16 protein-coding genes are annotated in these 19,618 nt (G+C 52.0%); 12 read left to right on the top strand and 4 right to left on the bottom strand.

The annotated features are described in order from the left end of the window. Nucleotides 1-53 precede the first annotated feature (53 nt). Nucleotides 54-908, bottom strand: coding sequence for an NAD(P)-dependent methylenetetrahydromethanopterin dehydrogenase (locus SH527x_RS06905; protein ID WP_437193920.1), 855 nt, complete (start codon nucleotides 906-908; stop codon nucleotides 54-56). 291 nt (nucleotides 909-1,199) lie between these two features. After that, nucleotides 1,200-1,700 carry a formaldehyde-activating enzyme gene (gene fae / locus SH527x_RS06900; RefSeq protein WP_437193919.1) on the bottom strand — a complete coding sequence of 167 codons (501 nt, stop codon included), beginning with the start codon at nucleotides 1,698-1,700 and terminating at the stop codon, nucleotides 1,200-1,202. Between the two features lie 432 nt (nucleotides 1,701-2,132). Between fae and SH527x_RS06895 the strand changes: the two genes are divergently transcribed. Both SH527x_RS06895 and ppk1 read left to right on the top strand, forming a co-directional pair. Next, nucleotides 2,133-2,972 (top strand): CPBP family intramembrane glutamic endopeptidase, encoded by an 840-nt coding sequence (locus SH527x_RS06895; protein ID WP_437193918.1) that lies wholly within the window; start codon nucleotides 2,133-2,135, stop codon nucleotides 2,970-2,972. Between the two features lie 268 nt (nucleotides 2,973-3,240). Continuing rightward, nucleotides 3,241-5,367, top strand: coding sequence for a polyphosphate kinase 1 (ppk1, locus tag SH527x_RS06890; protein ID WP_437193917.1), 2,127 nt, complete (start codon nucleotides 3,241-3,243; stop codon nucleotides 5,365-5,367). Nucleotides 5,368-5,409: 42 nt separating this feature from the next. Here the strand turns inward: ppk1 and epmA are convergent, their stop codons facing one another. Beyond that, a complete protein-coding gene (epmA, locus tag SH527x_RS06885) occupies nucleotides 5,410-6,411 on the bottom strand; it encodes an EF-P lysine aminoacylase EpmA (RefSeq protein WP_437193916.1) in 1,002 nt (333 codons plus the stop codon). Nucleotides 6,412-6,536: 125 nt separating this feature from the next. Next, a complete protein-coding gene (locus SH527x_RS06880; RefSeq protein ID WP_437193915.1) occupies nucleotides 6,537-7,127 on the bottom strand; it encodes a thioredoxin family protein in 591 nt (196 codons plus the stop codon). A gap of 979 nt (nucleotides 7,128-8,106) precedes the next feature. Between SH527x_RS06880 and carB the strand changes: the two genes are divergently transcribed. The 10 genes from carB (at nucleotide 8,107) to SH527x_RS06830 (ending at nucleotide 19,603) form a co-directional block, all read left to right on the top strand. After that, the gene (gene carB / locus SH527x_RS06875; RefSeq protein WP_437193914.1) at nucleotides 8,107-11,370 is read left to right on the top strand and encodes a carbamoyl-phosphate synthase large subunit; all 3,264 of its coding nucleotides are present in this window, start codon (nucleotides 8,107-8,109) and stop codon (nucleotides 11,368-11,370) included. A 368-nt stretch (nucleotides 11,371-11,738) separates the two neighbouring features. Beyond that, the gene (locus SH527x_RS06870; RefSeq protein WP_437193913.1) at nucleotides 11,739-13,175 is read left to right on the top strand and encodes a protein kinase domain-containing protein; all 1,437 of its coding nucleotides are present in this window, start codon (nucleotides 11,739-11,741) and stop codon (nucleotides 13,173-13,175) included. A gap of 46 nt (nucleotides 13,176-13,221) precedes the next feature. Then, a complete protein-coding gene (locus SH527x_RS06865) occupies nucleotides 13,222-13,899 on the top strand; it encodes a hypothetical protein (protein ID WP_437193912.1) in 678 nt (225 codons plus the stop codon). A gap of 182 nt (nucleotides 13,900-14,081) precedes the next feature. Beyond that, nucleotides 14,082-14,876, top strand: coding sequence for an inositol monophosphatase family protein (locus SH527x_RS06860; protein WP_437193911.1), 795 nt, complete (start codon nucleotides 14,082-14,084; stop codon nucleotides 14,874-14,876). An 86-nt stretch (nucleotides 14,877-14,962) separates the two neighbouring features. Then, nucleotides 14,963-15,805, top strand: coding sequence for a radical SAM protein (locus SH527x_RS06855; protein WP_437193910.1), 843 nt, complete (start codon nucleotides 14,963-14,965; stop codon nucleotides 15,803-15,805). Continuing rightward, entirely contained in the window at nucleotides 15,802-16,071 is a 270-nt protein-coding gene (locus SH527x_RS06850) for a hypothetical protein (RefSeq protein WP_437193909.1), read from the top strand. Before SH527x_RS06855 ends, SH527x_RS06850 begins: the two co-directional genes overlap by 4 nt. Nucleotides 16,072-16,134: 63 nt before the next feature. After that, nucleotides 16,135-17,784, top strand: coding sequence for an AAA family ATPase (locus SH527x_RS06845; RefSeq protein ID WP_437193908.1), 1,650 nt, complete (start codon nucleotides 16,135-16,137; stop codon nucleotides 17,782-17,784). Nucleotides 17,785-17,877: 93 nt separating this feature from the next. Further along, complete coding sequence (locus tag SH527x_RS06840; protein WP_437193907.1) at nucleotides 17,878-18,342, top strand: DUF1257 domain-containing protein; 465 nt, start codon at nucleotides 17,878-17,880, stop codon at nucleotides 18,340-18,342. Between the two features lie 41 nt (nucleotides 18,343-18,383). Next, nucleotides 18,384-18,593 carry a DUF2997 domain-containing protein gene (locus tag SH527x_RS06835; RefSeq protein ID WP_437193906.1) on the top strand — a complete coding sequence of 70 codons (210 nt, stop codon included), beginning with the start codon at nucleotides 18,384-18,386 and terminating at the stop codon, nucleotides 18,591-18,593. A 149-nt stretch (nucleotides 18,594-18,742) separates the two neighbouring features. Continuing rightward, on the top strand, nucleotides 18,743-19,603 hold the full coding sequence (locus SH527x_RS06830) for a hypothetical protein (protein WP_437193905.1): 861 nt from the start codon (nucleotides 18,743-18,745) through the stop codon (nucleotides 19,601-19,603). Nucleotides 19,604-19,618: the final 15 nt, after the last annotated feature.

Genomic DNA, 19,618 nt, shown 5'->3' with positions numbered 1-19,618 from the left:
GTGCAAAGACGTTTCCGGTTGGGCAGTAAAGATGCCTGGCTTCAGTCTCGGGGCTACAGGTTTTCGCTGAGAGCGTAAATTTCCTGCGAGTCGAGTATGAGATGATTGGCAGTGAACAGCTTCTCGATGGCGGCCTTGTGAACCTTCATCTTCAGGCTGCCGACTCCGAGAGGTCCATATGCCACTTTACCTGCGAGTTCAATCCCTTTTGCTGATGCAGGGATGCCTTCCAAACCGGAAGGCGGAACAGCATTAAGGTCAATCGCCACTTTCAGTGTTTCGATACTCTGCCACTCCGGTTCCTTCAGAAAACCGGCACCAGCGGCTCCAGCGGAAATGATCACGTCGACGTTATCGACAGCCGCCGCGAGGCCATCGTCAGAGCAATCGCACGGGATGACAGTGGCCCCTTCGATGCGGTTGCGGATTGAGGAGGCGACAGCTTCTGCTCGCTGCATGTTTCGCGACGAAACGCGAACTTTGGCGCCGAGAGTTGCCAGGATCAGAGCGGTGCGTTGACCGACTGGCCCTGTGGCACCAAGGACCAGAACATCGGCTTTTTTGATCGGAATGTGTGTGACAACTGATCGAACTGCTGCTGCGGCCGTGGTGGTGGCTCCATTGGGGTCGACCATGACAGAAACGGACATCGGGCCGAGGAAAGTCTGACGGACGGCCGCGAGGACTTTCTCAGTGGCATCGATCGCACTGCCACCAATAAAGATGGCTGTGTTCTTCAGATCGTCTGGCTTGCGGGTGAAAATGGCCCCGTGAACCACCGAGACCACATTGTCTGGAGTCATTCCTCCGAGACTGATCACTTCGTCGACCCCGGCATCGAGAGCAACGATGCGGTCAAACGTGGATGGAATCGGATCTGTGTCGAGTTGCAGCAGAATTCGTTTCATGGATTCAGCTTCCTCTGAGGCGATTCGAAGGAGCTTTCGAACCTCAAATTGTGGTTCGCGCTCGCGCTGCATCGTGTTGAAATTGCGAGATCAACGCCATCAAAAGGCATGAGTGCGGATTGAATTTTGAAAGACGAGTCGCAACGTCGAAACGGTACGACTCGTTCAATTCAATGGCAACCGCTCAAGCGATGGCTGAGGTCTGATTCCCACTCACTGTTTCGCTGGTGGGAGCGGCCAACAAGCCGCGGAATCTGTCAGACCCCTTGAATATCAAGGCCTGACAAGGCATTATTTCTTGCTGAAGAACGGATGGCTTGAAGAGTCCTTCTTCTCCAGAACTTCGGAGATGCTCGGCTCATCTTTCATGGCGCGAGCGATCGACAGCTTTGTTGCTTCGTAGTTGTACTGGTAGATCTTCTGATCGTCTTCTGCTTCCCAGTGGATGAAGACACCGCAGACGATGCACAGTTTGTCGGCTTGATCCTGTGGGATGACGCCTTCCTGAACACTGTTGGCGACGGCATCAGCAACGGCTCGCTGAGCTGGCCCGAACATCTGAACGGCTTGCTTGGCACCTTTGATTGTCACTTTGGTGATCATGACAGTTGCAGGTTTGACTGCCAGATTTGGCTCAAGAACTGCCAGCAGGCTGCTGTGGCCTTTGGACTGAGTGGCGAGTGCGTTCGCAAATGCAATTCCAACCGGGCCACTTTTGTCCCCGATCAGCAAGTCGATATGGGCAACCTCGTTCCCTTCACCCACTAAAGCTTCACCAACATGAAATGACATGCGAGGCTCCTCTGCTGCGTCGACTGAATTCGGAATAACGGACTGTCTCTATGTACAGAGTGATAACAGTCAACCACGTCGAATTCCAGCGTTATTGTGATTGTTCCTCAGGATAAGTTCGCTCAAACGCGGTAGATGCGGTCAGGAGAGCCGGTGAATGGTCAATACTGGCGGTCAGGAAAGCAGTTAGGAAAGGTACGAAGGTTTTACTTTGCAGATTGGCAACAGTTGCACCTGGGGATGGTTAGCGATCTACGAGAGAGCCCCTTGCTGATTTTCTCTGAAATCGTTGCAATAGAGCGGTTTCGCAGAATTTGAAGAAGAAATAAGAAGTCCATGAGTGGGCGGAATGGCGACAGGGGGCCAAGTGAACCTCAGGTCGATTTCTCCGAGATCTCTTGAGACCTTGTGTGGATGAATGCAGGAGCAAGAGTGTCGCAAGCGGATTTGATCAATTTGGCTGTCAACGTTGCTTCGATTGTCTTGATCGCGATCAGTGCCGGGTATTGGGGCGTCCTGCTGAAGAGTTGGAGGCAATCTCGTGTCATCCTTCAGCCGCGATTTGAAAACCTGAATGTGCGGGTTCCCAGAGCGGCAATTGCAATGCTCTTCGTTTACATCGGCGCGACGGTCTATTCCGCCTATCGCATTCTGGTGGAAGCAGGGCCGATGGCAGGGCCGCCGACTGAGGCTGACCTTGTGTTTATGATGAAAGACGACCTCAAAATGAAAGTGGTCGTCATGCCGTTGTTGTATGCGTCCCTTTTGTTTGGAGCGAGATCGGTCACGCAGTTACATCACCTTGGACTTCATCTGAATGGAGTTTGGGGACAGATTAAAGATGGCGTCAAAGGGTTTGTGGCGTCTGCGTTACCTGTCGTCGTGTTGCTGCTGGCCTCGTCTGCATTTCGCTCAGAAGAAAAGGTTCATCCCTTACTGAAACTGCTTCAGGATGCTGGACTGGGGGAGATCACGATCCTGATTTTCCTGTCGGCTGCGATCGTGGCTCCGTTGCTGGAGGAGTTACTGTTTCGCGTGATTCTGCAGAATTCACTTGCTGAGTTTCTGCCTGCCGGGGTCGCGATCGGAATCAGTTCCATTCTGTTTGCGCTGGTTCATGGGTTTCCTGATGCGATTCCGCTACTGGCGTTCGCTGTGATCCTGGGGACCGTCTATCATTACCGTCGCAGCTATTTGACGGTCGTTTTGATTCACATGCTGTTCAACATTTTCAACCTGGTTGTGACACTGTTGTCGACAGATCAGGCATAAGCAGGTTTGGTTCGAAGTCAATCTCGAATCCAATTTGGGGCCTGAGCAATTGTGTGCTGCCGGCGGCCAGTTTCAGGAGGACCTGACTTGTGTCACGGCGAGTAAACTGATCTAGAGAGCGCTCTGGGAAAATCGGTACAACGTTGTCAGCGTTTTGACGGGGTGGTGTGTCCCAGACCTTCTGGCGATGCCCGCCCTGTATTATGAATTCAGTTTGCTTTTTCAGTAGTGTCGCTTGCCTTCAATGGCATGTTTGCCGGATATCCGTATGAACGCCGATTCGACAACAAACTTCTTCGATCGCGAATTGAGCTGGCTGGAGTTTAACCAGCGAGTTCTGAACGAGGCGATGGACCCTCAAGTTCCGTTGCTGGAACGTCTCAAGTTTGTTGCCATCTCCTGTTCCAATCTGGATGAGTTCTTTCGAGTACGCGTCGGAGCACTGACGACACTCGTGGAGGCCGGGATCGTCCGCCCGGCAGCGTCCGGACTGACACCGTTACAGCAGCTTGAACGGGTTCGAGAACGAGTTGGCCAGATGGTGGCCGATCAGTATCGCTGTTATACCGTGGAGTTGATTCCACGACTTGCAGAGCAGGGCATTCAGCGATTGCTGCCATCGCAGCTGAACACCACTCAGCGCCGCCTTGTTCGTCAGATTTTCGATCAGGAGATTTACTCGGTCCTGACACCAATGGCGCTGGATGAAGGTGTTCCGTTTCCATTGCTGGCAAACCAGATGCTCAGCTTGTGCGTCCGTTTGCCGCATCATGAAGAAGCAGATGGTGCCCCGTCACCGATGCAACGGTTCGCCTTGATTCCAATGGGGAAAATCCTCTCCCGATTCATCACTGTGCCGTCCGAGAAAGGATTGGCGTATATGCATCTTGAGGATGTCGTCGCCATGAATATTGCCGACTTCTTTCCTGGGGAAAGCGTGGAGGAATGCGTTCCGTTTCGAATCACTCGCAATGCGGAAATTGAAGTTCAGGAACTGACACCGTACGGTCTCGCCTGGAATATGGCTGACGTGCTTCGAGCGAGAACATCCGCGGAATGTATTCGGCTGGAGATCGATCAGGCATCATCTGAGGAGGTGAGAAACTTCCTGAAGACGCAACTGGATGTGACGGACGATCAGGTCATGGTTGTCGACGGTCCAGTCGATTTGGGAGCGATGATTGAGATCGCTGGCCGACGTGGATTTGAAAATCTTCGCGATGAACCATGGGCTCCTGTGAATTCCCCGCAAGTGCCATCTGAAGAGTTGCTGTTCGACGTTCTCGCTGAGCGTGATGTACTGCTCTACCATCCCTACGAAAACTATGAGCCTGTCGTGCGGTTGATCGAAGAGGCTGCGGACGACCCTGATGTTATTGCGATCAAGCAAACGCTCTATCGCATCAGTCGTGACAGTCAGATTGTGAAGGCGTTGCTGCGTGCTGTGGAAAATGGAAAGCACGTAACTGTTCTGTTGGAGCTGAAAGCACGATTCGATGAAGAGCGGAATCTGAAGCAGGCGGCGGAGCTCGAAGCACGCGGGGCTCAGGTGATTTACGGGGTGAAAGGCCTGAAGACGCACGCGAAGATTTGCATTATCGTCCGTCGGGAACCCCATGGGATTCAGCGATATCTGCACTTTGGAACCGGCAACTACAACGAAACAACGGCTCGCATTTACAGCGATGCGTCATTCTTGACGAGCAATGAAGACCTGGGGGTTGACGCCCTTGCATTCTTCAATGCGTTGACAGGATATTCTCAGCCACCGTACAGCTATCGGAAGATCGCAGCGGCTCCGCTTCGCCTTCGTGACACTTTGGTGGAACTGGTCGAAAACGAGACAGGGCGCAAACGGGATGGTGACGAAGCCAAGATCATTCTGAAGCTCAATGCGCTCACTGATACTACGTTGATCAACTCTCTGTATGAAGCATCTCAGGCAGGTGTGGAAGTCCTGTTGAATATCCGAGGCGTCTGCTGTCTGAAACCGGGAATTCCGGGGCTAAGCGAGAATATTCGGGTCATTAGTGTTGTTGATCGGTTTCTGGAACATGCTCGAATTCTTTACTTCCATCATGGCGGCGATCCGAAGCTGTTCATTTCCAGTGCGGACTGGATGGCAAGAAATCTGGATCATCGCAAAGAGCTGTTGATTCCTGTCGAATCAGAGAGCTGTCGCCAGCGGCTTATGGAGATTCTGCTGGTCTATTTCCGCGACACAGTGAAAGCGTCCGAGTTGAAGCCGAACGGCCTCTACGAGCGAGTTCAAATTGAGGATGCGCCAGCACTCCGTTCTCAGGAAGAACTGTACCGGCAATCGCGAGAAAACGTTCGTCGACTGGAACGACGCCGTCGAACGATGTTTGAGCCTCACCGCCCGGACGGAATGTAATTCTGGTTGACGACGGACGCCGTTTTCGTCGTGATAGAAAAACTACGCGCGGTCGAATGGGAACGCGATGACCTGATGAATTGCAGGGAGTCCGAGAATCCACATGGCGAGCCGGTCGAACCCGAGGGCAACTCCTGCGCACTCCGGGAGTGGGTTGGCTTTCATGAATTGAATCAGTCGGCTGTCGTCCGGAATCGGATCTTTCCCTGCACCTATTCGCTTCTGGTTTTGACTGACCATGCGCACTTGCTGCTCGATGGGGTCGGTCAATTCATGATACCCGTTGCAGATTTCGATTCCGTCGAGATACAGCTCGAAGCGTTCTGCAACTGGAGTTGCATCGTGGCGAATACGAGCCAGCGCGGCCTGACTCGCTGGGTAGTCATAGAGAAAAACGGCTCGCAACTGCGCCAGCCCGGGTTCGACCTGATCTGCGAGAATCAGATTGAGCAGGCCATCGCGGTCGGTTTCGATCCCTGCTGGGAGTGGATCTGTTGTCTTCCTCGCGACCTCGGACAATTCGTTCAAACTGGCGGAAGAGGGGGAGACTCCAGCAAATCGCTCAAAGGCTTCTTCGTAAGAAAGCCGGTGAAAGACGGGGGACTCCGTGCGATGAGAGTTCCAGTTGTGTGATCGTGCAAACGAGTCCAGATCATGGATCATCTGCTCAACGAAGGAGATTTGAGCATGGTGGTCGTCTCCCCGTCGATACCATTCGATCATCGTGAATTCTGGATTGTGCCGTGGTCCAAGTTCTTCCTGACGAAAGACCCTGGCAACTTCGTACACCTTGTCAGCACCTGCACACAGCAAGCGTTTCAATGCGAACTCTGGTGACGTCTGCAGGTATCCGATTTCGCCACGACGAATTGTCACTTCGAAGGGGTCGATCCATGCGTCGACGCAGCAATCGTGAGACAGAATCGGCGTTTGTGCCTCCCAGAAGCCATTGTCAGCAAAGAATCGCCGTAATTCTGTGAGCAACCGGGAGCGTCGCTGCAGCGTTTCAAGAGAGGCCGTGGGGCCAGAGTGGGACGACAGCATAACGATGGACTCTGGACCGCTTTCGGATTCACGTCGCAGCATTTTGAGCGCGGCATGCAGTCTTCCGGAAACGAGAAGGACGGAGTGCCGCGTGCCCCAAATGCTACATCAATTCAAAAAATACTTTAGTTCGCAGCGATGCCGGTGAAGTATTCCGGTTCGTTTCCTGGCTTCCATTTAATGTTGCAGCCAATGCTTGGCATCTGTGGCTCGGTGATCGGTTCACCTTCGAGCACTGCATTCACTGCATCGCGCAGATCTGCTCCAGTGATTGGGATGTCGGACTTGGGGCGACTGTTGTCGAATTGCCCCCGATAGATGAGCTTGTGTGCTTTGTCGAAGAGGAAGAAGTCTGGAGTGCATGCTGCCCGATATGCTTGTGCGACTTCCTGTGTGGCGTCGTACAGGTATGGGAACGTGTACCCGGCTTCCTTTGCTTCTGCCTTCATCTGCTCCGGACCATCCTGAGGATAGGCGTCGGCATCGTTTGAACTAATCCCGACGATTGCCAGCCCCTGTGGCCCGTATTCTTTTCCAAACTCGGCGAGTGCGGATCGCAGGTGTTTGACATACGGGCAGTGGTTGCACATGAAAATTACCAGGATCGGTTGATTTCCGAAATCGGAAAGCGAAACGACCGTGCCATCAACATTTGGAAGAGAGAACTGAGGAGCCGGACTTCCCAAAGACAGCATTGTTGATGCGGTGCGAACCATGACTGTTCTCCTGATGATTCGAGTGTGATAAGCAAAACGCGTCGCCCCGTTTCGCTCGACAGCCGAATGGATGACGTGGCAATTCTTCTGCGACAAACGCTCCCCAAACATCAAACCAACGAAGTCGAGAATCCTGCGACCGGGATTGTCAGTTTCCGGTCAATCAATATCTCGCGTTCTGGTCTCTTGAACCTGTGCAATTCACTCTTACAACTGGTTCCGAAATCCAGAAGGAAGCGACACGACCACGATGCGTGTCGTGGGCATGTCATTTCGGTCGAAAATCGACTCCGCTCGGGGATCGTATTTGAGCCTTGCCATAATTATTGTCTCAGAAATGGTAGTAGACCATGGCAGTTCCTGCTGTTCAAACAGCTTCGCGCTGCTTTTGTGATCGTCGCCGCGAATTGCTGGCGAACTGTACTGGTCATACTGAAATCATCTGGTAACCGCTAAAAAGTGAACGACGCCGGAAGGATGTCAGCTCAAAAGGATTGAGAAGAGAATTCTCAGTGGGTCACATTTGTATTGGGCGTTGCGTTCGCGTCGTTCAAGGTCAAAAGGATGTCTGCGACGGCTTGGCCACCCGCAAAATTGTCGACTGACCGGAAAACGAACATGTTCTGGTGAGTTTTTTGCCTCAGTCAGGCGAGATCTGAACCGATTTTGCGTATGCTGATGCAGGCGTATATCGGATGAGTTTGATGCGAAATCGGTTCTTGCGTGTTAATTCAGGTCATTTCCGGGTGAAATGTGGTCCTGAACGGATTTTGAGTGAACTGTTCCGGTCAAAACGTCTCGCACTCGCTTGAATCAAAGCGGGAGATTGATAGCTTTGGAGAAATTTGCGCCCCTCAGGCGCGAGCGGGGAAGGGGACAGATTGCCCCCTTGGTCCGAAATCACAAGCCCAGTCCAGGGGATATTCTACCCTGAATTGGAGGCAATCGATGACGAGTCTCAGGAAGGACTTGCGCAACAGTGCCACGACGTGACGATCTAAAGAAAATTTTGATTATTGGTGCTGGTCCGATCGTAATTGGGCAGGCATGCGAGTTTGACTATTCAGGAACTCAAGCCTGTAAAGCGCTCCGTGACGAAGGTTACGAAGTCGTTCTGGTGAACTCGAATCCTGCAACGATCATGACCGATCCGCAAACCGCGGACCGGACATACATCGAGCCAATCACGTGGCAATATGTTTCCAAAATCCTGGAGCGGGAAAAACCTTGTGCGTTGCTGCCGACACTCGGCGGGCAGACTGCACTAAATACCGCCATGGATCTGCACCGCCGTGGAATTCTCGATCAGTTGGGGATCGAGATGATCGGCGCCAGAGCCGAGGTCATTGCCAAGGCGGAAGGGCGAGATTCCTTCAAAGAGGCAATGATCAAGATTGGGCTCGATGTCCCTCGATCATTCGTCGTCCGCAATATGCAGGACGCACAAGCCGCAGTCCGCGAAATCGGTTTGCCGATCATTATTCGCCCGAGTTACACACTTGGGGGCCAGGGCGGTGGAATTGCTTACAACAAGGAGGAGTTCGAAGATCGTGTTCGCAACGGTCTGAAACTCTCTCCGATCAACGAAGTTCTGCTCGAAGAATCCGTACTCGGCTGGAAAGAGTACGAGATGGAAGTGATGCGGGATTGCGCAGACAACTGCGTGATCATCTGCTCCATCGAAAACTTCGATCCAATGGGTGTTCACACCGGTGACTCAATCACCGTTGCCCCAATTCAGACGCTGACCGACAAAGAATATCAGCGCATGCGTGACGCCACGTTTGCGTGTATTCGCGAGATCGGTGTTGAAACCGGCGGGTCTAACGTTCAGTTTGCCATCAACCCGGCCAACGGGCGCATGGTTGTGATTGAAATGAACCCGCGAGTGAGTCGTTCGAGTGCTCTCGCGTCCAAGGCCACTGGCTTTCCGATTGCGAAGATCGCTGCGAAGCTCGCTGTCGGCTACCGCCTGGATGAGATTCCAAACGACATTACTCGCGAGACGCTCGCCTGCTTCGAGCCGACCATCGATTACGTCGTGACCAAATTCCCGCGCTGGACTTTTGAGAAGTTTCCGGACGCTGATCCGACGCTCACGGTGCAAATGAAGTCCGTCGGGGAAACGATGGCCATTGGCCGGACCTTCAAGGAATCGCTTCAGAAGGCGATTCGCGGTCTGGAGATCGGACTCTTTGGCCTTGGTGGTGGCAAAAAAGACCTCTGGGGTACGGACGCTCAGCCTGCAGTGGAAATTATCCGCAGCAAGCTTTCGATTCCAAATGCCGACCGGATGTTCTACCTGCGGTATGCGATTAAAGCCGGCTTTACGCTGGACGAGATCTTCTCGCTGACATCCATCGATCCGTGGTTCCTGCGTCAACTCCGCGACTTGATCGCGATGGAAGACGAGATCTGCGACATCAAGCGACTGCAGGATGTCACGAAGGAGCAGATGTGGAAGTTCAAGCGGAACGGGTATTCTGACCGGCAGCTGGCTGGCTGGTGGAACTCCACAGAGATGGACGTTCGTGCATACCGTAAGAAGCTCGGTATCGTTGTGACCTTCAAACAGGTCGATACCTGTGCTGCTGAATTCGAAGCGTACACTCCGTATTACTACAGCACGTACGAAACCGAAGATGAAACACCAGTTAAGGGCGACAAGAAGCGAATTGTCATCCTCGGTGGTGGACCAAACCGCATCGGGCAGGGGATCGAATTCGATTACTGCTGCTGCCACGCATCGATGGCAATGCGGGAACTGGGCATCGAAAGCGTCATGGTCAACTCCAATCCGGAGACTGTGTCGACTGACTATGACACCTCGGACCTGTTGTTCTTCGAACCACTGACGACCGAAGATGTGTTGAACATCTGCGACAAAATCAATCCTGATGGCGTGATTGTGCAGTTCGGGGGACAGACTCCTTTGAACCTGGCGCGTGGCCTCGAAGCTGCTGGGGTTCCAATCATTGGGACCAGCCCGGATTCGATCGACGCTGCAGAAGATCGTGAACGCTTCCAGCTGATCCTTGAAAAGCTGAAGCTGCGACAGCCGCCTAACGGGATTGCCACGGACAGTGAAGGAGCTCGAGCTCAAGCCGCACGAATCGGCTACCCTGTTCTGGTGCGTCCAAGTTACGTGCTTGGTGGTCGGGCAATGGAAATTTGCCACGATGAAGCACAGTTGACCCGCTATATGACCGAAGCTGTGGATGCGTCGCCAGACCACCCGGTTTTGATCGACAAGTTCCTGCAAGACGCAATCGAAGTGGATGTTGACGCCATCAGCGATGGGGAAACAACACTCGTTGGCGGAGTCATGGAGCACATCGAAGAAGCGGGAGTTCACTCTGGTGACTCAGCTTGTGCGTTGCCTCCTTATACACTTCCTCACTCCGTGATTCAGGAAATCAAAGAAGCGACATACGCGCTTGCTCGCGAGTTGAAGGTTTTTGGACTGATGAACATTCAGTTCGCAGTCAAGAAGACCGAAGGCGCGAACGGTCCGCAGTATGATGTTTACATGCTCGAAGTGAATCCTCGTGCATCACGAACCAGTCCGTTTGTGTCCAAGGCAACAGGATTGCCATTGGCCGGGATGGCTGCAAAAGTGATGGCAGGGGTCACACTGAAGCAACAAGGCTATACAAAGGAAGTCTGGCCGAAGCACATCTCTGTTAAAGAGAGTGTGTTGCCGTTCGCAAGATTCTCCGGAGTGGACATCATTCTTGGCCCGGAAATGCGATCAACCGGCGAAGTGATGGGGATCGACAATAATTTCGCTGCCGCATTCGCCAAGAGCCAGATTGCAGCAGGGATTGAATTCCCGCACACCGGGACGGTCTTCATCAGTATGTCCGGCGAGCACAAGCAGGCGATGATTGAGCCTGCGAGAAAGATCGGGGAACTTGGCTTCCGCATCATTTCAACCGCTGGAACGGCAAAAGTCCTGAGTGACGCCGGGATTCAGGTTGAAACAATCAAGAAGGTGCAGGAAGGGCGTCCAAACCTGATCGACTTCATGGTCAACGGAGATGTTCAGTTCATCTTCAATACGCCAAGTGGTCATGGGAGCCGCACTGAAGAAGGTCGAATTCGTTCGACCGCTGTGAGCTATGGGGTTCCATGTGTCACGACATTGCCGGGATGTATCGCGATGGTACAGGCAATCGAGTACATCTCTAAGAATCCGGCTCCACAAGTGAAGACCTTGCAGGAGTGGCATCAACAGCTTTGATGCATGCAGTGGACGTTTGATCCAACGTCCACCTATTCTGAAGTTTTCAACACGCCGTTCGTGAAATACGAGCGGCGTGTTTTTTTGTGGAGACTTCTAATCCAGTTATCTCAGCAAAAACAGCTGCGCGATACTGACTGATGTTCCGTTTCAAGAAGATGAATCAGTGATTTCATGATTCGTTACGTGATAGGAAATTGACGGAAAGGATAGAACGCTTCTAATATGAGGGTTCCCTGTCATGATGCCATCGAAGCGGGCTCTTGTTCATCACTGATTGACGTTGTTTCTAAAGCGGTCAGACTGATGAGTCCGTCTGGAAGATTCGGTTTAGAATAGACTCGTTGCCCGGGAGTAGATTCAGATCCATGTCGAATGAAATGGAAACGATTGACAGGCTCGCTCGGCAACTGATTCAATTGCAATTGGTCTCTGCCGAAGACATGCAGCGATGTCGATCGCAACTCCCCCGGACGGCTTCTGATGCGGATCTCCTTCGAATTCTCGAACAGCAAAGTCTGGTTACGGCCTATCAGATCACGAAGATCGAAAAGGGGGATGCGGCAAGTCTGATTATCGGTGGTTGTAAGCTGATGTATCAGAATGCGGCCGGAAGCTTCGCTAGACTCTATCGCGGTGCACGGCTCGATAACGGGCAAATGATCGGCATCAAAATCCTGCGTGACCGGTGGACGAAAGACCCTGCGACGATTCAGCTGTTTCGCCGTGAAGGGGAACTGGGAAAGCGGCTGAAACATCCCAATATTGTTCCGATCTTTGACGTCGGGCAATCCGGCAAGTTCCATTACATCACAATGGAGTTTGTCGAAGGAGGGAACCTGAAAGACTTCCTCAAGATTCGCGGCAAACTTTCTCCAGTGGAAGCCGTTCAGTACTCACTTCATATCTGCCGAGCCCTCGAAGCGGCGTTGAAGCTCGGACTCACGCACCGGGACATGAAGACGACGAATGTTCTGATGAGCAGTCATGGAGTCGCCAAACTGATTGACTTTGGTCTGGCGGCAGATGATGCGGCGATGTCGAGGATCAGTAACGAGGAACTCGCGCAGGCGCTTGAGTACTCAACTCTTGAAAAAAACACTGGGGCTCCAAAGAACGATCCTCGCAGTGATCTCTTCTTTCTGGGCACGATTCTTTATGAATTGCTGACAGGGGAGCCTCCTTATCCACGAACCAAAAGTCGGGATGAACGGAGAAATTTCAGTCGATATCGCGACATTCAACCGATCTCGACAGTCGATTCCACCTTGCCACGCTGTGTCACAGGAGTCGTCGACAATTTGCTGAAGACGAACCCTGCGCTGCGATACCAGTCTCCAACTGAGGCCGTTGCCGATCTCGAATTGGCATTGAAAGAGTTAGGGCACGTTGAACAGGGAGCCCCAGCGAAGACGGCGATTCAAGCAGATGCGAAAGTTGTGCTGATCGTTGAGTCGCGCCCCAGCCGTCAGGATGTTCTGCGAGACTACTTCACAAAACATGGCTATCGTGTCGTGTTGTTAACGGATGCCGATCGCGCCATCGCTCGTCTGAAAACGATGACACCGCGAGCGATTATCCTGTTTGGCGATTCCCTTGGCGATCGCGTATTAAACGATTTTGCTCAGGCTGTTTCGCAGACAAAAGATCAGAATGTGGCAGTGGTCGCAATTTTGGGTGAACCTCATCAGGAGAAGAAAATTCCGGTTGTCGAACAGACTCCCCGCGCAATCATTCTTAAAGCGTCTGTCAATTTGCGTGAACTGAGAAATGCAATTGAACGAGTTCATGGTGACGCTGGCTGAATGACCTCCGTGAATCAGGTTCGTTGCGTTCAATTCAGAAAGGCAGATGAGTTCTGTGAATTACTTTGCTCATGCCATTCGTTTTCTTGACCGCCCCTGGTTCGTCTGCGGAGTCTCGGTTCCGGATTGGTTGAATGTCGTTGATCGAAGGTGCCGCGTCCGTCGAAAAGCAGTTACGGAAGCTCTTGAATCTCTGCAGGGAGAAGACCGGGAGATCGGGTTAGGAATTCTTCAGCATCTTGATGATGATCACTGGTTTCACAATACAGCGACATTCATTGAAGCAAATAACTCGCTCTCGCGGTCTTTCAGAGAAAACCTTGGACCAGATGGCGCCTGGCACTGCGGCTTTCTTGGACACATTGTTCTTGAGTTGTTGATTGATGCCGAGTTGATTGCACGGAATGAGCGTGCCATCCATCTGTATTATGAGAACTTCCGCGAAGTCGATGCTCAGCGTGTGGCGAATGTCGTTTCATCCCTCGCGACGAAGCCGGCGGATGACCTCGCCAGATTGCTGCCGTTATTTGTCAAAGAGCGGTTCCTGCTTGATTATCTCGACAATGATCGATTGAGATGGCGACTCAATCAGGTGATGAAACGTGTCACGCTGCCACCGTTGCCAGAATCGGTTGTCGACGTGTTCGACGAAGGTCGACGGATCGTCAGCCTGCAACTCGAACAACTGATCCCGCCGGACTCAGAGCCACCAGTGCTGTCCTGATTCCCGTCGGACGCGAGATTGGTTCTGTCGACTTGAAGCGATATAGCGCTGTGTCAGGGTGAATAGGGCCCTCCTGTTCCCCGCTGTCGTTCGATTCCTCGATAGCATTGAATTCGCGGCATTGGCATAATTCACAGCGTCGTCAGGTTGGCGAATGCAATTGAATAATTCAGAAGCTGTGCTTGAGTATTGGATCGGGAACGAAGATGGATTTTCGGCGAATTGCAGAAGAGGGAGCCCGAATCGGTGGGGAAGTTCTTGAAGCCTGGGGGCAGAAGTTCACCGCTCGCGAGAAGAGCCCTGCAAATCTGGTGACAGAAGCAGACATCGCCTCTCAGAAGGCGATCTTCGAATTTCTGCAGTCCAAGTTTCCAGATCATGGATATCTTGGCGAAGAGGACTTGTTTCAATCGGCTGGGAATTCCGGTTACCGCTGGGTCATCGATCCGCTGGATGGAACATCAAATTACGTCCATCGCTTCCCTTATTATGCGGTGTCGATTGGTTTGGAGAAGGACGGCGTCGTCATCGCCGGAGCAATCTTTGACCCTAATCGCAACGAGATGTTTTCTGCGGCGATTGGTGAAGGGGCTTCGCTGAACGGCCAACCAATTCATGTCTCTGAGAATCGCCAACTTAGCCATGCGATGTGTATGGCGAGTCTGCCGGTGAAGGTGACTCGCTCTCATCCGGCGGTGAAGAAGTTCTTCGATATTCTGGAAGTCGCTCAAACTGTGCAGCGTACCGGGTCCGCGGCGCTCAACCTTTGTGCCGTTGCCTGCGGGCGAGTGGACGCATTCTGGTCGGAGAGTCTGAAGCCCTGGGATATGGCGGCCGGAATTCTGATTGTTCGCGAAGCAGGCGGTCGAGTGACTCAAACTGGAGGCGGCGACTTTATTCTGGACGTCCCAGATTTGTTGGCAACCAACGGGTCACCACTTCACGACGAACTGATTCAATATTTCCCACAAGCGTAATTCGCGTGTCGTGGCATTTCTGATTTCTCAGAATTTTTCCAACGAGCCGTCTGAAAAGGGCGTATCAAAGTCGGAGGTCCCGGCTGATGATACGCCCTTTTTCTAATCAACTTGATTGGAAGCTTCGACTTACGGACGCTAGGCGGCATGATGAATGCTGCGAGCTCTGTGAGCATCGCTGTCGGGTTGCCCGTTCGAAAGGGGAAAAAGGACTCTGCAAAGCGACGGACTCGGCGTTTCTCTTTCGACATCGCATCGAGATGGGGGAAGAGCCTGAACTCGTCCCTTCTCATCTTTTCTATCTCTCAGGGTGTGACCTTCGATGCGCATTCTGTATCGCTGAGCAGAATGCATTTGATCCAAATCGAGGAAAGTTGCTGACTGCGGACTTATTTTGCGACCTTGCAGAATGGGGAATTGAGCAGGGGGCAAAGACGCTGCAATGGGTCGGGGGTGAACCGACGATTCATCTTCCGAGAATCCTTGATGTCATGTCTGCCTGTCGGACGTTGCCGCCGATTGTCTGGAAGTCAGATTTTCATTCAACACCAGAAGTGCTGCGACTGCTAGATGGAGTTGTCGCAACCTATGTGGCGGACTTCAAATTCGGGAATGACAAGTGCGCTGAACGACTCGCACGCGTACAGAACTATATGGGAATTCTTCGCCGCAATTTGCTAATAGCTAGTAAACAGGGGCGGCTCATAGTTCGGCATTTACTCATGCCGGGGCATCTGGAATGTTGCTTTCTCCCGGTTATCCGCTGGCTTGCAGAATTTCTTCCGACCGCTGCCTTCAGCTTACGCAATGGATACCTGCCACGATGGCGCGCGCATTCATTTGAAGAGCTTTCCCGGCGTCTCACTCGGGATGAGTATGACACTGCAAAGTCGATCGCTTTAGCTTCTGGATTAGAGGTGATTCTTTGAAACCAACAGAACTAAGAGATTCTCCCCGTCCAAAAACACGCGAAGAGAACTTTGTCAGCGACTCGGACTGCACTGACATTGAGATCGCTCCTGATGGCCGAATCTTTCTGTTCGGTGCGTCAACTCAAGCGATGGAATTGCTTGAAGCATGTGGATTGCATGACCCGGCTTCGAGAACTCGGATGGGGTCTCCTGAGCTGCCAGAGTCCATCAGCAGTGAAAAGCAGGATGTGATGAATGTGGAAATGACTGACCCGGCGACATGATAGAGCGAACCCGATTAAAGATGGTCTTTGCTGATAACAATTCTCCGTTTCAGAGATTTCATAATGAGTGAAGAAATCAAAAGTATCGCCGAAACAGCAAAGCCAGCTCTGCCTGTAAAGAAGGCGGCAAGCAAGCAAACAACAAGGCTGAAGCTGAGCACTGAGCAGGAAATCGATGTCCTGATTCGTGCACGCTACCCGGTGATCTACATATCAACTTGGGAAGAAGAACGAGTTGAAAAGTTATTACAGGACATTGCAGAAAAACGTAACAAACGTCTCTTTGTCTGGAGCGTGACACAAGGGATTGTAAAAGCCGGAGCGGAACCACAACGAGGGAAGTCCGCTGGGCGAACCACAGACCCGGTGGGCGCCTTGGATGCCATCATTGAACAAGTCGATCCCGCCATCTTTCTACTGAAAGACTTTCATCCTTTTACGGCACCAGGTCGCTGCAATATCTCAGTCATTCGTCGCCTGCGCGATGCGTCGATTCATCTCCGTGATACTTACAAAACAATTGTGATCGTTGCCCCAACGATTGAGATCGCACCAGAGTTGCAAAAAGATGTGACGGTCGTTGATTTCTCACTGCCAACGACACGCGACTTCAACACCTTGCTTGATCGCATCATTGAGGATGTGAAAGAGAACAGCACGATCGAAATCGCAATCGATCAGGCGGATCGCGAGCGATTACTGCACGCGGCGCGCGGTCTGACTCTCCGTGAAGCTGAGAATGTCTTCGCGAAGACGATTGTGATCGACGGCAGATTGTGCGGCGACGACATCGACATGATCTTCAGTGAAAAGCAACAGATCATCAGGAAAAGCGGGCTGCTGGAATACTATGAGACCGAAGATCGCCTTGGTCATGTCGCCGGATTGAACAACCTGAAAGAGTGGTTTCGAAAGCGAACGATCGCGTTCTCGGATCAGGCTGCTCGCTTTGGATTGCCTGCCCCACGTGGTGTTTTGCTGTTGGGAGTTCAAGGTTGCGGAAAGAGCCTTATCGCAAAGTCGGTTTCCAGTCTATGGCGACTACCGCTTCTTCGGTTTGATGTCGGACGCATGTTCAGCAGTCTGGTCGGATCGAGTGAAGAGAACGTGCGGCGGGCGATTCAAACGGCGGAGAGCGTTGCCCCAGTGATTCTGTGGATTGACGAAATCGATAAAGCACTGGCAGGTTCAAGCAGTTCAGGCGGCAGCGATGGAGGAACCTCGTCTCGTGTCTTCGGAACTTTGCTGACTTGGCTCTCAGAGAAGACCGTTCCGGTGTTCGTGATTGCGACAGCGAACGACATTAGTCATCTCCCTCCTGAGTTGCTTAGAAAGGGACGACTCGACGAAATCTTCTTCGTGGATCTTCCCAATCAGGAAGAACGCCGCGATGTCTTCCGTATTCATCTCGCGCGTCGGGGGCGTGATCCCGCCAAGTTCAATCTCGATCAGCTCGCAGCGGCAAGTGACGGATTCAGTGGGGCAGAGATCGAGGAATCCATCGTTTCCGGGTTGTTCGATGCATTCAGTCAGAAGATGGAGCTGAGCACTGAAATCGTTCGAGAGAGCATCTCTCAGACGGTGCCTCTTTCCAAAACGATGAACGAAGAACTGAACAGATTGCGAACCTGGGCCGCAGGGAGAGCCCGACCTGCAACTGGTTCGGAACTGTCTGTCCGAACTGATGTCCGACGCAAGCTTGAACTAGAGTGAACAGACAGCAAGTCGTGTTCTCTGAACAATAACGGTGTCGTGGGATGGAGTTGAGCCCCCTGAAGTGGGACAGATTTAGCTTGAGGAGACGAGATGAGCACTGTTTTGGTTGTGGCACCGATTGTCATTGCGAATTGGTCAGCAATCTCCGCTGCAGTTGTCGCTGGCGTAGGAGCGTTAGGGTTTGTAGTCGCGAGCAGTACGGAAATCTCAACTGAGTCGAGCAACCGTCAGACTGGAAATCGTGCCGAAATTGAAGTTGAGAACAGCGAGATCCTCGCAACAGGTGTGATCCCTGGGCAGGAAATCGTTGTCCAAAAAGACGGAGTGACGGTGCGTTTCAGTCGCGATCGACAAGGGGCGTTGAAAGTCTGTGTCGAAGGGGAAGGACTTTCGAAGTCTCAACTTAAGCAAATCGGTGAAGATCTTATTGGGGTCGTGACGCAGCAATATGCCTATCACCGCATTATGACCGAAATGAAGAACCAGAACATGACGGTCGTACATGAAGAAGTTGATACAGATCGAACAGTTCGAATTCGGGTTAGAAATGTTTGATCCAGGCATTAATGAGATGCGTATTTAGCAAAGGGAATAGGATGTCGCAACGAGAACTTGAAATCGAGATCGCCCCGGATGGAAAAGTAACCGTTCGTACCATCGGCATTAAAGGCAAGGAGTGTCTGGATGTGGCTCAGGCGCTCATCCAAGGAATTGGAACGGAAGAACATCGAGAGATGACCACCGAATTCTATGAATCTGAGCACGACGTGACTCAACACCAGAATCTTCATGATCGATATCAGTAGGTCAGGGTAGACTTCTCATGCAGTGTCCAAGCTGTCACTTTGAAAATATTCCAGGGCAGCCGACCTGTGTAAGATGTCGTTCGATACTCGAATCATCCGCGATCAAAGTCGACGTTCATCCACCACGTGCATCATTTGGACGTAAGCAGGTGCGGCGTGCTTTTCCGACCTTCAGGGAGGGGCTATATCGGATTTCAGAGATTCGTGGATCAAAGTTTAGTCTCAATGTGCCGGTCGATTTGCCAGCCATCGGCGTGCTGTTGAGGACGGTGTTGCCAGGGTGGCTGCATATTTATTGCGGCTATAAAAATATCGGAAAGTTTATCCTTGGGGTTTATGTTGTATTGGCACTGATGTTTGCTTTGTTTGTCGGGACACCACTGGGTGCTTTAGTTATGGGGACCGCCTTAGCATTGCATGTCGTGACGGTAATGCACTTGTTGATGTCAGATGTCGTTGGGTGGCGGAATCGATTTTGTCATGCTTTTGTTGTGTATGGGGTTTTTTCGCTGCTTTATGTTGTTGGTTGGTGGGCCATTCAGAGAGTTGTTAATCCGATTACCCTCGTTCAAACGATCGGCGATTTTAAACGTGGAGATGTCGCTTTCATGAGTCAGTGGTTCGCTCCGAAGGTGGGAAAGATCGTTTATTATCAATTTCCTGTTCGTCGTGCGGTTGCAAGGCGACAGGGTGGTGCGGTGAATTACCAGTTTGGAGCGAATTCGTTCGATCGGCTTCTTGCACACGAGGGACAGAGCTATTCGATCAGCAATGGGAAACTCATCGTTGACGGCGTTGAATCGACGCTTCGTCCTGCGAGCGGTGAGATTCCTACAGACCTCAAAGTGGCCGGTACAGTTCCTCCGGGACATTGGTTAATTCTCCCAGGGATGGTTCCCAATGCTTATCTCGTAGATCCGTTGAATCAGATCGCAATTGTTAGCAACTCGAATGTTGATGGCGTCCTGTTCCTGAGGCGAAAATCGCTTTTCAGTTGGGAATCACTTTGATCTGAAAAGACTTTA

Origin of the sequence: Planctomicrobium limosum (assembly GCF_051465645.1) — a bacterium.
Classification (GTDB): Bacteria; Planctomycetota; Planctomycetia; order Planctomycetales; family Planctomycetaceae; genus Planctomicrobium.
This window is presented reverse-complemented; position numbering and strand designations above follow the sequence as displayed.

What these genes read in the sequence shown, in the direction of transcription:
- SH527x_RS06905 (WP_437193920.1), bottom strand. Translation starts at nt 908, where the DNA reads ATGAAACGAATTCTGCTGCAACTCGACACAGATCCGATTCCATCCACG.
- fae (WP_437193919.1), bottom strand. Translation starts at nt 1,700, where the DNA reads ATGTCATTTCATGTTGGTGAAGCTTTAGTGGGTGAAGGGAACGAGGTT.
- ppk1 (WP_437193917.1), top strand. Translation starts at nt 3,241, where the DNA reads ATGAACGCCGATTCGACAACAAACTTCTTCGATCGCGAATTGAGCTGG.
- epmA (WP_437193916.1), bottom strand. Translation starts at nt 6,411, where the DNA reads ATGCTGTCGTCCCACTCTGGCCCCACGGCCTCTCTTGAAACGCTGCAG.
- SH527x_RS06880 (WP_437193915.1), bottom strand. Translation starts at nt 7,127, where the DNA reads ATGGTTCGCACCGCATCAACAATGCTGTCTTTGGGAAGTCCGGCTCCT.
- SH527x_RS06870 (WP_437193913.1), top strand. Translation starts at nt 11,739, where the DNA reads ATGTCGAATGAAATGGAAACGATTGACAGGCTCGCTCGGCAACTGATT.
- SH527x_RS06865 (WP_437193912.1), top strand. Translation starts at nt 13,222, where the DNA reads ATGAGTTCTGTGAATTACTTTGCTCATGCCATTCGTTTTCTTGACCGC.
- SH527x_RS06855 (WP_437193910.1), top strand. Translation starts at nt 14,963, where the DNA reads ATGATACGCCCTTTTTCTAATCAACTTGATTGGAAGCTTCGACTTACG.
- SH527x_RS06845 (WP_437193908.1), top strand. Translation starts at nt 16,135, where the DNA reads ATGAGTGAAGAAATCAAAAGTATCGCCGAAACAGCAAAGCCAGCTCTG.
- SH527x_RS06840 (WP_437193907.1), top strand. Translation starts at nt 17,878, where the DNA reads ATGAGCACTGTTTTGGTTGTGGCACCGATTGTCATTGCGAATTGGTCA.
- SH527x_RS06835 (WP_437193906.1), top strand. Translation starts at nt 18,384, where the DNA reads ATGTCGCAACGAGAACTTGAAATCGAGATCGCCCCGGATGGAAAAGTA.